Annotated in this window: 13 protein-coding genes and 2 pseudogenes; 8 read left to right on the top strand and 7 right to left on the bottom strand. The window is 70.3% G+C overall.

Going from position 1 to position 13913, the window contains the following annotated elements:
- The first annotated feature begins 156 nt into the window (after positions 1 to 156).
- A complete protein-coding gene (locus AOK24_RS10395) occupies positions 157 to 447 on the top strand; it encodes a hypothetical protein (RefSeq protein WP_055719773.1) in 291 nt (96 codons plus the stop codon).
- Between the two features lie 174 nt (positions 448 to 621).
- Here the strand turns inward: AOK24_RS10395 and AOK24_RS10390 are convergent, their stop codons facing one another.
- The gene (locus AOK24_RS10390) at positions 622 to 1080 is read right to left on the bottom strand and encodes a hypothetical protein (protein WP_055719772.1); all 459 of its coding nucleotides are present in this window, start codon (positions 1078 to 1080) and stop codon (positions 622 to 624) included.
- 286 nt (positions 1081 to 1366) lie between these two features.
- Between AOK24_RS10390 and AOK24_RS48415 the strand changes: the two genes are divergently transcribed.
- A complete protein-coding gene (locus tag AOK24_RS48415; RefSeq protein ID WP_159051836.1) occupies positions 1367 to 1792 on the top strand; it encodes a hypothetical protein in 426 nt (141 codons plus the stop codon).
- Here the strand turns inward: AOK24_RS48415 and AOK24_RS10385 are convergent.
- The 4 genes and pseudogenes from AOK24_RS10385 to AOK24_RS10370 all read right to left on the bottom strand — a co-directional run.
- Positions 1746 to 2958 (bottom strand): annotated as a pseudogene (locus AOK24_RS10385) (ATP-binding protein); the annotation flags it as partial. The gene AOK24_RS48415 and the pseudogene AOK24_RS10385 overlap by 47 nt on opposite strands.
- Positions 2959 to 2981: 23 nt before the next feature.
- Positions 2982 to 3305 carry a divalent-cation tolerance protein CutA gene (gene cutA, locus AOK24_RS10380; RefSeq protein WP_055719771.1) on the bottom strand — a complete coding sequence of 108 codons (324 nt, stop codon included), beginning with the start codon at positions 3303 to 3305 and terminating at the stop codon, positions 2982 to 2984.
- Between the two features lie 370 nt (positions 3306 to 3675).
- The gene (locus tag AOK24_RS10375; protein ID WP_240553777.1) at positions 3676 to 4917 is read right to left on the bottom strand and encodes an MFS transporter; all 1242 of its coding nucleotides are present in this window, start codon (positions 4915 to 4917) and stop codon (positions 3676 to 3678) included.
- 44 nt (positions 4918 to 4961) lie between these two features.
- Complete coding sequence (locus AOK24_RS10370) at positions 4962 to 6197, bottom strand: rhodanese-like domain-containing protein (protein WP_240553775.1); 1236 nt, start codon at positions 6195 to 6197, stop codon at positions 4962 to 4964.
- 231 nt (positions 6198 to 6428) lie between these two features.
- On the opposite strand from AOK24_RS10370, the gene AOK24_RS10365 reads away from it, so the two are divergent.
- From AOK24_RS10365 to AOK24_RS10345, 5 genes are all read left to right on the top strand, one after another.
- A complete protein-coding gene (locus tag AOK24_RS10365) occupies positions 6429 to 7106 on the top strand; it encodes an ArsR/SmtB family transcription factor (protein WP_055719769.1) in 678 nt (225 codons plus the stop codon).
- Entirely contained in the window at positions 7103 to 8257 is a 1155-nt protein-coding gene (locus AOK24_RS10360; RefSeq protein WP_055719768.1) for a cysteine desulfurase family protein, read from the top strand. Before AOK24_RS10365 ends, AOK24_RS10360 begins: the two co-directional genes overlap by 4 nt.
- Positions 8254 to 9366 carry a trans-sulfuration enzyme family protein gene (locus AOK24_RS10355; RefSeq protein WP_055719767.1) on the top strand — a complete coding sequence of 371 codons (1113 nt, stop codon included), beginning with the start codon at positions 8254 to 8256 and terminating at the stop codon, positions 9364 to 9366. The genes AOK24_RS10360 and AOK24_RS10355 overlap by 4 nt, the downstream gene beginning before the upstream one ends.
- A 78-nt stretch (positions 9367 to 9444) precedes the next feature.
- Positions 9445 to 10713, top strand: a complete 1269-nt coding sequence (locus AOK24_RS10350; RefSeq protein WP_055719766.1) for an MFS transporter — start codon at positions 9445 to 9447, stop codon at positions 10711 to 10713.
- Positions 10710 to 10964, top strand: a complete 255-nt coding sequence (locus AOK24_RS10345; RefSeq protein WP_055719765.1) for a sulfurtransferase TusA family protein — start codon at positions 10710 to 10712, stop codon at positions 10962 to 10964. Before AOK24_RS10350 ends, AOK24_RS10345 begins: the two co-directional genes overlap by 4 nt.
- Before the next feature lie 324 nt (positions 10965 to 11288).
- Here AOK24_RS10345 and AOK24_RS50430 read toward each other — a convergent pair.
- Both AOK24_RS50430 and AOK24_RS10335 read right to left on the bottom strand, forming a co-directional pair.
- A pseudogene (locus AOK24_RS50430) lies at positions 11289 to 11531 on the bottom strand (TraM recognition domain-containing protein); the annotation flags it as partial.
- A gap of 263 nt (positions 11532 to 11794) precedes the next feature.
- Positions 11795 to 12442 carry a TetR/AcrR family transcriptional regulator gene (locus AOK24_RS10335; protein WP_055719763.1) on the bottom strand — a complete coding sequence of 216 codons (648 nt, stop codon included), beginning with the start codon at positions 12440 to 12442 and terminating at the stop codon, positions 11795 to 11797.
- A 129-nt stretch (positions 12443 to 12571) separates the two neighbouring features.
- On the opposite strand from AOK24_RS10335, the gene AOK24_RS10330 reads away from it, so the two are divergent.
- Positions 12572 to 13687, top strand: coding sequence for a serine hydrolase domain-containing protein (locus tag AOK24_RS10330; RefSeq protein WP_055719762.1), 1116 nt, complete (start codon positions 12572 to 12574; stop codon positions 13685 to 13687).
- Positions 13688 to 13913: the final 226 nt, after the last annotated feature.

Raw genomic sequence — 13913 nt, 5'->3', positions numbered from 1 at the left:
GCACCGCTGAAAACCCTCAATGACTGACCGACGAACTAGGGGTCACCTCGGCAGAGCAAGGCGCACAGGCCACCAGTAGAATCATGCTGGTCTGCAGCAAGTACGGCGATGAAACCACAATGTTCCCCATCCCCTAGCCCGGGAAGGAATCGTGCAATGGGCCTCGACATATATGTCAAGGATGTCAGACGCGACGAGCTGGAGTGCATCAGCGATGACGCCGAAGATTCATTCGGCGCCATGTGTCGGCAGGCTCCAGAGACCAGTCTGCGGCGTGGCGTAATGCAGTACGGGCAGACAATGTTCAACTCGTATCAGTTGCGCAGATTCGTAGAAGAGCTGGAGGCTCTCCCGCCCAGCGAGGTAACGCCGAAAATCCAGCAGGTCCTCGACGGGGCTCGACTGGCCATCCGTAAATCGGGATACCTGTACTTCATCGGAGACTAGGTTCAGAGCGCGAATTTCGCCAGGACCCCATAAAATTCAGCATGCAGCCCATTCGTAAAACGAGTAATGGGGTCGGCGGCAATCTTCTGGCCCAGTTATGCGACCTGAACAGGCTGATCGACGGGCCGGACGACGGATTCCTGGCTCAGATCAGCTGACGTCCGGCCTGCACTTCTATGCCCTCCGCCAGAATTGTGCGATGTACTGCTCCACCTCCTTGGGCACACCGCATGCGGTGAGTTCGGCAACCTGACTGCGGCCCGTGCTCACCACGCGTACCTTCCATGTGCCCGGCCCGTCCGACAACTCGATACTGCCGGGCATCGGCCCGCCGGCCATGCTTCGAGCTCGCAGTCTGCCCGATGAACAGTGGATGCTCGCCTCGGCTGTCTCCTCCCATTCTCCGGAAGGAGCGGTCGGCTCGGCATCCCAGACCTCCACCGTCAGGCCAGCAGTATGTGTGTGCCCAGCGCTGGTGAAGTCCAGGCGCCCTGGGCGGGCAGTGAGAAGGGCACCTGGTTCGAATCCGCCGGGGAAGAGAACCGGAACCTGTGTGTCATCCCAGTCTTGCAAGGCCCAGGCCCCGTAGTCGATCTCGATGGCCGCCTCCTGCCGCCTGATCAAGTTCGGCACGTCAACTCCTCACATTCGACGAACTCCCCACCCGCTGCCCGACAGCGCAGCACCACCATGATCGTCGATCTCTGGGCAGGCCGCTTGAAAGGGGGCATTCCCCAGCGGCGGACAAGGGCGTCTCCTGTCTCTGTACGGGGGCTCACCGTGAACGTGGCAGTGCGTGCGCGGCGGACGGCAGGGCCGTAACTGGAGCGTCGCGGAAATTCGGAGAAGCTCCCCTGCCTGACGCCGCCGGTGAGCGGCGGGCCGCTGCTGTCGCTCGGTCCAACTGGCGGCGGATCTCGTGATCGATGCTCTCGGCGACGAGATCAAGTTCCTCGCCGAGGTCGGCCAGCTGGGAAGCGATGGTGTCCAGCTCGGACGCGCTGCTTCGGGTACTTCGGGTGCGGCACTGCTCGGAGGCGGTTTCGTGTATCTGGTGCAGGTGGGCCACCGTGCCGAAGACCCCGGTGACGGCTTCGTCGAACAGGCCGGTGAACTCCTCGGTCCGGGCCGTGGCGAGACGGTCGTTCCCGTCGGCGGCGATGCACGGATGTCCGGCCCTGTGGTCGAGCTGGTCGTCGGGCGGTGCTGGTGCGAGGCGCCATTCTCCGCGTCCTCGGGCGGAGTACAGGGGACAGGCCTGGACCAGGAGCCCGTGCCCCCACGCAGAACCACTGCTGTCACTCCCCGCAGCGCACAGGAACTGAAGAACCGTCAGCCGGACTGAACACGGCACTGTTTGTCCCCATGTGGGAGTCGGTGTCGAACAGTCGGCGTTCGGCGGGGTGGGGGAGGTGCTGGGTGAAGGAGCGTCCGGCGACTTTCCACAGGCTGCGCCCTGTGGTGAGGACGGAGGTGGCCTGGGTCTCGACGCCGGTCAGGTCCAACAGGGAGGCTGTGGCGGCGAGTTGGTCGGGTTTCTGGCGGTAGATGATCCGGGTGGAGCAGTCCGCGAGGAGTCCCTCGGCCAGGACCCGGCCGCGTGATCCTGCGTCACCGGCCGACAGGAGGTCCGACAACCGATGGATGACCATCAAGTTGGCGATCCCCAGACCCCGGGAGAACTTCCACTGGGCCTGCATCCGCTCCAGCAGCCCGACATGGCGCATCACCCGCCACGCCTCGTCATAGATCACCCAACGGTGTCCGCCCGCCGGGTCGGCGAGCGCGGCCTCCATCCACGCCGAGGCGCAGGCCATCGCGAGGACGAGCGCGGTGTCGTCGCCGGCGCCGCCCAGGTGGGAGAGGGCGATCGGCAGCATCGGCGTGGCCGGGTCGAAGACGGCGGTGGAGGGCGCGTCGAACATCCCCGACAGGTCGCCGTGCACGAGGCGGCGCAGGGCGTGGGTGAGGTCGTCGGCTCCGGCCGGGACCGGCCCGTCGAGGGCCGCCTTCAGGCGGTGCGGGGTGCCCAGGACGGCGGCGATGTCCCCGAGCAGCGGCACCGTCCCGCCGTAGGCGGCATCCGCGGTGGCGAGGTCGAGGGCGGTGTGCTCGGCGGGGCGCAGGTTCCGCTTCAGCACGGGGCGGGCCAGGCCGGCGACGAGGAGCGGGCGGCGCTTGCGGACTTCGGCCGCCCAGTCCTCGGGGGCGACGCCGGCCGGACGGGCGGGAGCGTCCAGGGGGTTGAGACGTCCGGGCAGGCCGGGGCCGAGGGCGATGGTCTGTCCGCCCAGGGCCCGGGTGACCGCCGTCCACTCCCCCCTTCGGATCGCAGGGCACGTAGATGCGGTAGCCGTGGGCGATGGCCCGCGTCGCGATGGACTTGGCGAGGGCGCTCTTGCCCATGCCGATGATCCCGGCGAGGACGGCGTTGGGGTTGGTGAACCCCTCGATCCGGCCGCTGGCGTACAGCGTGAAGGGGTCGTAGCAGAACGCGAACTCGCCCACCACCTGCTCCAGTTCGCAGCCTGACGCTACGCGGACGTCTGCTCGCCGACCCACGACAGGTACGCCTCGGACCCGCCGTCCACCTCGAAGACGACCCACTCCGGGACCTCGTAGCTGTGCTGTACGTGAACCCAGGTCGCAAGCGCTGGCAACCGCTCGGCGGTCGTCTTGTACGAGACCCGCCACTCCCGGGTGGTCTCGATCTCGCCCTTCCACCAGTACACGGCGGTCAACGGCGGATCGATGTGCGCCCCGGCCGCCAACCGCCTCTCGACCGCGCCCCGCGCCAATGCCGTCGCCAACTCCTCGTCATCGATGGTCGTCTGCGCGACCACGACCTCGCTCGCCATGAGACCGCCCCTCTTGATCGGTGTATCTCTCGACCCTACCCAGCGGTGACTCCTCAGGTTCTGGGACGTGAGGGCGGGCAACATGCCAGGCGGCGATCTGGGCCGGAGTGTGGTCACGCAGCTCGATCCGCGACCACCCGACAAGGGCCACGAGATCGAAACCGATGAGTGCCCAGGGCCCGTACGCCACGGCGATCATGGCGACCATCTCCTTGAGTGCCCCGCCGGCCAGCATCACGCTGAGGCCGACGGCGACGGACAAGAAAGCCGTACCTCTGCGGGATCGGTGGGCGGGCGACTGTCCTCATACCACCGATGGGGGCTGCGTGAAAGGCGGACGCCGTCCGGACCCGCTCCCGTATATGTGCTCCTACCCCGGAGATTTCACGTCGGGACGGTCCTCGGTGATCCAGCGTGCGGCGAGGAGTCCGGAGACGGCGGTGAGGACGGCGGCGGCGATGACGGTGGCGTTCAGGCCGAGGGCGTCGGCGAGGATGCCCGCGACGAGGGCACCGGCCGCGTATCCGATGTCCCGCCAGAAGCGGTAGGTGCCCAGGGCGTTGGCGCGCCAGGCGGGGTGGGCGTGGTCGGAGACGGAGGCGATGAGGGCCGGGTAGACCAGGGCGGTGCCCAGGCCGAGGAAGACCGCGGACACGATCCCGGCGAGCAGGGGGTGGTCGAGCAGGGCGAGGGCGAGGACGAAGCCGGCGGCCTGCACGAGCATCCCGTACACGATGAGGGGTTTGCGGCCGATCCGGTCGGCGAGGTGGCCGGTGGGGATCTGGCCGAGGCCCCACAGGATCGGGTAGAGGCCCTTGATGAGGCCGACCGCGCCGAGGCCGAGGCCGTGGTCGGTGAACAGGAGGGGGAAGACGCCCCAGGTGAGGCCGTCGTTGAGGTTGTTGACCAGGCCGGCCTGGCTGGCGCCACGCAAGGAGCGGTGGTGCCAGGAGGTACGGGTGAAGGTGGCCCTGAGGCCGGTGTCCTCATCGCTGGGCAACGGCTGGGCGTGGCCCGCGAGTTCGAGGGCGGCGTGCGCGGCAGTGTCGCGGACGACGAAAGTGAGCGCGAGACCGGCGGCGACGAAGACGACGCCGAGGAGTTCGGGCAGCGGGCGCAGGCCGTGGCTGGTGGCGAGGTAGCCGGTGAGCAGGGCGGTGACGCCGACGGCGGTGTAGCCGGCGGCCTCGTTGAGGCCGGTGGCCAGGCCCCGGCGGGCGGGGCCGACGAGGTCGATCTTCATGTTGACGGTCATCGACCAGGTCAGGCCCTGGTTGACGCCGAGCAGGACGTTCGCGGCGACGATCCAGCTCCAGGAGGGCGCCCAGGCCAGCGCGAACGGCACAGGTATGCCCAGCAGCCAGCCCACGAGCAGGAGTTGCCTGCGCCGGAAGCGCGCGGTGAGGGCTCCGGCGGCGAGGTTGGTGAACGCCTTGGTGAGGCCGAAGGCGATGATGAAGGAGAAGACGGCGAGGTCGCTGGTGAGGCCGAAGGTCTCGGAGCCGATGAGCGGAACGGTGGTGCGCTCCAGGCCGACCAGGCCGCCGACGCAGATGTTGACGACGACGAGCAGGATGAACTGGGTCCGGTTCTCCCGCAGTCCGAGGCGCACGGGACGGCCGTGCGCCTCGGACCGCGGGAGCGGGGTCGCGGCGTTCACGAGGCGGTGTCACCGGCTTTCCGGACGAGCTGCTCGCCGTGCGCGGCGGCGTAGTCGGCCGCTCCGCCGTCGAGGACGGCGACGTCGGTGCGACCGGCGCGCTCCAGGATGCTGGCGGCGGTCATACCGCGCTCGCCGTGCCCGCAGGCGACGATCGCTCCCTCGGGAGGGTCGACGGCAGCGGCGGCGAGGCCGCCGAGTTCGATGCTCAGCGCGCCGGGAACATGTCCGGCGGCGAACTCTGCGCCCTGGCGGACGTCGACGTAGGGACGGTCGCCGGCGCGGTCGGGGGTGAGGAACGCCGTGGTCCGTTGCGGGTTGCCGTCGGCGAGCCAGGCGGTCATGCCGCCTGAGAGGTGTCCGGCGAGCCGCTCGTGGCCGATTTTGCACGACTGCCAGACGGCCTCGGCGAGGTCCTGGCCCTCGCCCGTGACGAGGACGATCGGAATGCTGTCGGGCAGCAGCCAGCCCAGCCAGGTCGCGAACTGGCCGCGCAGCGGGATGGAGAGGGAGCCGGGGATGTGGCCGGCCCCGTAGTCGGCCGCCGGGCGGATGTCGACGGCCTGGCCTCCGTCGGCGAGCAGGGCCTTGACCCGTCCGGCGTCGAGCGCGGGCAGCGCGGGGGTACCGGTCAGGACGGCGGGGCCGCGGCGGTTGGCCTCGGCAAGGCGGTCGAAGTAGGCGGGGTAGCTGCCCAGTTGAGCTGTGAGCAGCTCGACGAAGGTGTCCTCGTCCGGCGCGGCGAGCAGAGGGCTGGTCCGCTTCTGCGCGCCGATGGTTGTGGTGCGTTCGCTGCCGGGCGGGGCGGAGCAGAAGGAGCCGGCGCCGTGGGTGGGCCACACCGGGGTGGTGTCCGGGAGTCCGGCCAGCCGCTGGAGCGAGCGGTACTGGGCGCGGGAGAGTTCCTCGGTGCGATCGGCGCCCAGCAGGTCGGTGCGGGCGGCGGAGTCCACGATCAGCGAGCCGCCGGTGAACACCCCGAGTTCCCGGCCGTCGTCGAGCAGGAGGAAGGACAGATGCTCGTCGGTGTGGCCGGGGGTGGCGAGTGCCCGCAGGGTCAGCCCGCCCAGGTCGGCCTCGTCGCCGTCCGCCAGGCCCCGGTGCTCGAAGGAACGCCGGCCGCCGGCGGAGGCCAGTACGGTCGCGCCGGCGTCGTGGCCGAGTTGGACGGCGCAGGAGAGGAAGTCGGCGTGCAGGTGCGTGTCGGCGGCGAAGGCGACACGCACCTGCACGCCGGTCCGCTGCCGCCCTCAGGGACCGCAGGTCCCGGCTCGCGTCCACGGCAAGAGCACGGCTGTCGCCCAGGTCGACGAGGTAGGCGCTGTTGCCCAGTCCCTCGTCGACGAGCGGGATGAGGTGGTCGTCCGCGAAGCCCACGGTGCCCTCCAGGATTCTGTGACGGGGGTGTGTGGCCACACCCCGCAGACTCAATTACAATAATCCATGGATTTATGGAGGATGTTATGTCGGAGAACACGAAGACCGCGGCGAAGACTCGGCTGTACGACGCGTTCGCGACCAGCGGCAAGGCGCTGGCCAGCGGAAAACGCCTGGAACTGCTGGACCTGCTGGCCCAGGGGGAACGCACCGTCGACGCGCTCGCCAAAGCCGCAGGACTGAACCTGACCACCGCGTCCGCGCACCTCCAGACCCTCAAGCAGGCCGGGTTCGTCGCCACCCGTCGCGAGGGTGTGCGCGTCCACTACCGGCTGGCCGGCGATGACGTCGCCCAGCTCTTCGCGCTGCTGCGTAAGGTCGCCGAGACCCACCAGGCCGCCGTACCGCCCGCCCGGGACGCCTACCTCGGCGAGGACGGCGCCACCGAGGTCGGCCGTGAGGAACTGCGCGCGCGGGTGGCTGCCGGAGACGCCGTGGTGCTGGACGTGCGGCCGGCCGAGGAGTACCTCGCCGGGCACATCCCGGGCGCCCTGTCCATCCCGGTCGGTCAACTGGCCGAGCGGATCGGCGAGTTGCCCGAGGAGACGGAGATCGTCGTCTACTGCCGGGGGGAGTACTGCGTGCTGGCCTACGACGCCGTACGCCTGCTCACCGACCGGGGGCGCCGGGCGATCCGCCTTAACGACGGGATGCTGGAGTGGCGGCTGGCCGAACTGCCCGTCGAAGTCGAGGAGTCGGCGTGACCGGCGGACATCCAGGGCTGGCGGGCGGGCCGGTCTACCTCGACTACAACGCCACCACTCCGGTCGATCCGCGCGTCGCCGAGACGATGGCGCCGTACCTGACGGAGTTCTTCGGCAACCCCTCCAGCGGACACGCCTACGGCGCCGAGCCGAAGGCAGCCCTCGCGCGTGCCCGGAGCGAGGTCGGCGCGCTGATCGGTGCCCGTGCCGAGGAGATCGTGTTCACCGGCTCCGGCTCCGAGGCCGACCTGCTCGCCGTACGCGGCGCGGTCCTCGCCTCCTCCCGGCGGCACGTGATCACACAGGTCACCGAGCACCCGGCCGTCCTGGAGACCTGCCGGACCCTGGAGCGGCTGCACGGCGTACGCGTCACCGTCCTCCCGGTCGACGGCGACGGCTTGGTCGACCCGGCCGCGCTCGCCGACGCGCTGGACGAGGACACGGCCCTGGTCTCGGTGATGGCCGCCAACAACGAGACCGGCACCCTCCAGCCCATCACCGAACTGGTCTCCCTCTCCCGCGAGTTCGGAGCACTCTTCCACTCAGACGCCGCCCAGGCCGCCGGGAAGGTCCCGCTCGACGTCCGCGAACTCGGCGTGGACCTGCTGACCGTGGTCGGGCACAAGATGTACGCGCCGAAGGGCACCGCCGCCCTGTACGTGCGCGACGGCGTCGCCCTGGAACCCGTCGTCCCCGGCGGCGGACAGGAACGCGGCCTGCGCGCGGGCACGGAGAACGTCGCCCTGGCCGTCGCCCTCGGCACGGCCGCCCGGCTGGCCGCCGAGGAGAACGCCACCGGCCGGCTCACCGCCCTGCGCGACGACCTCCACCGGCGGCTGGCGTCCGGACTGCCGGGCCGCGTCCACCTCAACGGCCCGGAGCACGAGCGTCTGCCCAACACGCTCAACGTCAGCATCGACGGCTGCCTCGGCCACGAACTCCTCGCAGCCACCCCCGAGATCGCGGCCTCCACCGGCTCGGCCTGCCACAGCGGCACCCGCACCCCTTCCCCCGTCCTGACCGCCATGGGTCTCGACCCGGCCCGCGCCCTCGGTGCGGTGCGGCTCTCCCCGGGCCGCTGGACGACCCCGGCGGACATCGAGACGGCGGCGACGGCCCTGATCCGCGCGGCCACAACTGGAGCGGCATGACCGAGCACGGACTGTCCACCCGCAGCGTCCACGCCGGCGAACGCCGCGACACCGAGGGTGCCGTCCACACCCCCCTCTACAACCACTCCACCTTCGCGTTCGACACCACGGCCGACCTCCTCGACGTCGTCGAAGGCCGCAAGAGCGGCAACCTCTACACCCGCTACGGCCCCAACCCCACCATCCGCTCCACCGAGACCAAACTCGCCGACCTCGAAGGCGGTGAACGGGCCCTCGCCTTCTCCTCCGGCATGGCGGCCGAAGCCGCCACCTTCGAACTCCTCGGCGACAACCTTCCCCGGCTCGGCATCGCCACCACCTTCCTGCGCGCCGACGAGACCGACCGGCTCCCGGACGTCCTGACCGGCCGCACCCGGATCGTGTTCTTCGAGACCCCCGCCAACCCCACCCTCACGGTCTTCGACATCACCGCCATCGCCGAACGGGCCCGTACGGTGGGGGCGTTGACCGTGGTGGACAACACCTTCGCTACCCCGGTGAACCAGAACCCCCTCGCCCTCGGCGCGGACCTGGTCGTACACTCCGCGACCAAGTACCTCGGCGGGCACTACGACCTCACCGCCGGGGTCCTCACCGGCCCCGCCGAACTCCTTGCGCCCGTCGCCCTGTGGCGCAAGAACCTCGGCCAGATGATCGCCCCGGAGACCGCGTTCCTCCTCGCGCGGTCCCTGCGCTCCCTGCCCGTGCGGGTCCGTGCGCAGAACGACACCGCCGCGGCCGTCGCCGCCTTCCTCCAGACGCACCCGCGCGTGGCCCGCGTCCACTACCCGGGACTGGCCACCGGCGAGCAGAAGCGGATCGTCGACGCGCAGATGCGCGCGGGCGGCGGCATGCTCAGCGCAGTCCTCGACGCGGACGCGGCCGGAACCGCGGCGGTGGTGGACCGACTGACGCTGTTCGCCATCGCACCCAGCCTCGGCGGCGTGGAGTCCCTGGTCACCCAGCCGATCACCACCACCCACCACGGCCTCGACCCGGCCGAACGTGCCCGGCGCGGCATCACCGACGGCATGATCCGCGCGTCCGTCGGCCTGGAGGACGCGGCCGACCTGATTGTCGACCTTGCCCAGGCCCTCGACGCCGCCTGACGCACCACCCGACCCGAGCGCACTGGCCCCCGTACCGGCCGGTGCGCCACCATGCCTGCCCTGCTCCCGGAAGAGACCATGACCGCCACCGCACCCGCCGGCCCGACAGCTCACATACCCGACCCCGCCCAGACGCAGCGCCGCATCCTGCGCGTCCTGGTCGCCTCCCAGATCCTCAGCGGCGCCGGACTCGCCGCCGGAGTGACGGTCGGCGCCCTCCTCGCGCAGGACATGCTCGGCTCCACCATCCTCGCCGGACTGCCCAGCGCCCTGTTCACCGCCGGGTCCGCTCTCGCCGCCGTCGCCGTCGGCCGTGTCTCCCAGGCCCGGGGCCGGCGCCCCGGACTCGCCGCCGGCTACCTCACCGGCGCCATAGGCTCAGCCGCCGTCATCACCGCCGCCGTCCTCGACAACCCCGTCCTGCTCTTCCTCGCCCTGTTCGTCTACGGCGCCGGCACCGCCACCAACCTCCAGGCCCGCTACGCCGGAGCCGACCTCGCCCCACCCGGCCACCGCGCCCGCGCCGTCTCCACCGTCCTGGTCGCCACCACCCTCGGCGGCGTCGCGGGCCCCAACCTCGCCGCACCCATGGGCGACTTCGCCGAGCACCTCGGCATCCCGAACCTCGCCGGACCCTTCATCCTCTCCGGCGCCGCCTACGCGCTGGCCGCCCTCGTTCTTGCCCTGTGGCTGCGGCCCGACCCGCTGCTCCTGGCCCGCACCCTCGCCGAGGCGAAGGAAGCCGACGTCGTGACCGGCACGGCCGCCACCGACGCCGCCGCCGATCCAGGAGACGGACACGGGAGTGTCGTTCTGGGTGCCCTCGTCATGATCCTCACCCAGCTCGTCATGGTCGCGATCATGACGATGACCCCGGTCCACATGCACGACCACGGCCACGGCACGGCCGCCTCCGGCCTCGTCATCGCCATCCACATCGGCGCCATGTACCTGCCCTCCCCGTTCGCCGGATGGCTCGTCGACCGCCACGGGCCCATGAAGATCGCCGCCGCGTCCGGCCTCACCCTCCTGGCCGCCGGGATCCTCGCCGCCGTCGCACCCGGCGACTCCGTCGCCCTCCTCGCCCTCGCGCTGGCCCTGCTCGGCCTCGGCTGGAACTTCGGCCTGGTCTCCGGCACCGCGATCATCACCGACACCGTCCCCCTCGCCACCCGCGCCAGGACCCAGGGCATGGTCGACGTCTCCATCGCCATCGCGGGAGCCACCGGCGGAATATCCTCCGGGCTCGTCGTCGCTGCGTCCAGCTATCCCATCCTCGCCCTCACCGGCGGAATCCTCGCCCTCGCCCTCCTGCCCGCCGTCGCCGCGACGGCGTACCGCCGATGAACCCCGCCCCCGGCATCACCGTCGACGGCACCGGTCTCCTCTGTGTTGCCCTCCTGCTCCGCCTCCGCACAGAGATCGACGCCGCCGCACCCGGCACCGTCGTCCACGTCATCGCCACAGATCCGGCTGCCCCGCTCGACCTGCCAGCGTGGTGCCACCTGACCGGGCACGACTACCTCGGCCTGGTCCCCGGCGCCCGGCCGACGTATTCTCTGCGGCTCCGTGCCGACGCGCCGTGGCATCGACCTTGACCTGCGAACCCGACGGTTCTGCGCCTGGTGGGACGGCAGTCTGGAGGCGTCTATCACCTGAGGCGGGAAGGACACACTCCTGCCGTGTGCCGCACCGGCATTCCGTTCTTCCTTCAGCACCTGGGCTCAGCACGAAGGGCCGGACGTAGAAGGACCCGAAATCCACCGTCACCGGTGAGCCTAAAAATGACCGTCCCTCGGAGACGGGCGTACGCCAAGGCTGCCCCTGCCGGATCGGGGTGGGGCGGCCTTCTGCGGTTCGGTCAGGTTTCGGCGAGGTGGTTCGCGAGGTTGAGGACTTCGTGGAGGGGCGGGCGGATCAGGTGTGGCCAGGAGCAGTGCCTTGCCCTTGGGGAGCGTGTGGATCGCGCCGGGTGGCAGGGCTCGTTTGGTGCGCGTGCTCACCGAGGTGGATTTGCTGCTGTCGCTGGTCGATACCGATGTGGTCTGGACGTCGTGGTCACCGACCTGCCTGCTGAGCCGGTCGGCGAAGTCGGTGTCGTCGATCCCCGAGCCGATGATCTTGATGGTGGCGGCGGACCAGAGGACGTTCATGCCGGTCTCGCCCTACAGCCGCAATACTCGGCGATGATCACGGCCGCGTGCATCACGGCGTCGGCCGCCGCCGTCTTTGCTGGCCAGCATTGGACAGTCCGCTGTATGTGCTCTGATCAGCCAGAATGTCATCGCGAAGCATCAGACGGCACCAGATGTCACGTTCCCTGCTGATCTCCCGACTCGGCGGCAGCCCCGCGACCCCGGCCCGGCGTGGCAGTGGCCCCTGCGGTCCCCGCTCGTCGCCGGCCCCGCCCGGATCCGCCGGGCAGCCCCTAACGGGTCGCGGCCTCGATCTGCGCCAAGTGCGCCGCGAGGATTTCCTCGAACGCGGCGGTGCGGTCCGTGCCGAGGGGGCGGATTTCGCGGGCGAAGTGGGAGAGGGCGGGGAAGTGTTCGGGGTCGGCGCCCAGGACGGCCACGCGGAACAGTTCGAGGCCCTGTTCCCGCTCCTCGGTGGTGATCGCGCCGGCCTCGGAGGCGATGAGGGAGGCGATGAGGACGGCGAGCCGGTGGTAGCGGGCCGGGATCTCCTCGTCCGGGAGGCCGGCCGCGCGGAGTGCTTGGAGAACTTCCTCCATGACCAGGCGGGATCCGGTGCCGCTCGATGCGTACCGCCCCCAGACCGTGGCGAGTTCGGGCTGGTTCCCGAAGGCGTCGCGCAGTCGCAGCGCGAGCGCGGTGAGGCGTTGTTTCCAGTCGCCGTCGGTGCGGTGGCCGTCCATGGCGGCGAGGAGGATGCGGTCGGCGACCGCGCGCAGCAGCTCCGTCTTGTTGCGGAAGTGCCGGTAGAGGCTGGAGGAGTCGGTCCCGAGGGTGGCGGCGAGCTTGCGCAGGCTGAAGGAGTCCGGGTCGCTCGTGCGCAGCAACTCCGCTGCCACGTCCAGGATCTCGTCGGTCGACCAACGCTTCCGGCCTGCCATCGTGCCCCTCTCGCCAGCGTGTCGCTGCGGCTCGGTCGATGGCAGCCTAACTTATGCACTTGGTGTTGCACGCACCGCGTGCATAATGGTGGCGTCAGTCCGGGCCAGGCATGCGAAAGGACCTTCGACGTGAAGAACCCCCTGAATTCAGCCGAGTTGGACGCGGCCCTCGACGCCGTCCACCGCGCAGGCGTACCCGGCGTCTTCGCCGAGGTGCGGGACGGTGACCAGGTCTGGCGCGGTGCCGCCGGAGTCGCCGACGTCGAGACCGGCCGCCCCGTCACCCCCGACCTGCGCCACCGCGTCGGCAGCACCACGAAGACCTTCACCGCGGCGGCGGTGCTCCAGCAGGTCGAGCACGGCACCGTCGATCTCGACGCCCCGATCGGCCGCTACCTGCCGAAGCTGGTCCCGGAGGAGCGCGGTGACGCCATCACCGTACGGATGCTGATCAACCACACCAGCGGCCTCGCGGAGTATCTCCCGTACGCCTACCCCTCGTTGAGCCCGTATCCCGTCCTCGCGGACACCAGCCCCCGGAGCCTGGACGACCACCGGTTCACCCGCTTCGACCCCCTCGACCTGATCGAGATGGGCGTCACCGCACCCGCGGTCTGTACGCCGGGAGGGGCGCCGGGGGTGTACTCCAACACCAACTACCTGCTGCTGGGGCAGTTGTTGGAGCACGTGACAGGGGTGACGGCCGAGGCGTACATCACCCAGCATGTCATCGGACGCGCCGGCCTGCGGGATACGGGGTTCCCCACGGACCCGCACATCGAGGGCCCGCACTCGCGGCTCTACGAGTCCTGGTTCGGCATGATCGACCCGCCCCGCGACTACAGCGTCATCGACATGTCCTGGGTGGGCCCCTCGGCCTCGCTGATATCGACTCTCTCGGACGTCAACCGCTTCTACGCCAAGCTCCTCGCGGGAGAGGTCGTCAGTCAGGAGTCCCTGGCGGAGATGCAGCGGACCGTCCCGGTCGTCTCCCAGGAGGGCAAGGTGATCGAGTACGGCCTCGGCCTGTATCCGACGGAGGTCCCCGGTGCCACGTACTGGGGACACGGCGGCACCGTCTGGGGCGGCGGAACGCTGGCCATGACCCGCGCGGACGGCGGACGGCAACTGGCGGTCGCGGTCAACCTCCAGCGGTGGAACCGCCTCGACACCTCCGGCAGACCCCAACCGCACGCCATCGACGGGGCGTTGGACGAACTGCTCCGCGCGGCGACACAGGACTGAGCCGACACGGCCCCGAGCGCGCCTTCCCCAGCACAGCCACAGCCAAGTTCGCCCCCACCGGCGAACGCCTCGCCCTCCTCTCCGACACCGGCACGATCACCCTCCTCGACTACACAAGCCCAGGCCCGGCAAAAACCCTCCCCCAGCCCACCACCACCTCGACAAAAACCCGAACAATCGACTTCACCGGCGACGGCACAGCCCTCACAACAACCGCCCAGGACAA

The sequence above is a fragment of the Streptomyces niveiscabiei genome, assembly GCF_001419795.1.
Lineage (GTDB): Bacteria > Actinomycetota > Actinomycetes > Streptomycetales > Streptomycetaceae > Streptomyces > Streptomyces niveiscabiei.
The sequence above is the reverse complement of the archived record's forward strand: the minus strand, read 5'-3'. Positions and strand labels throughout refer to the sequence as shown.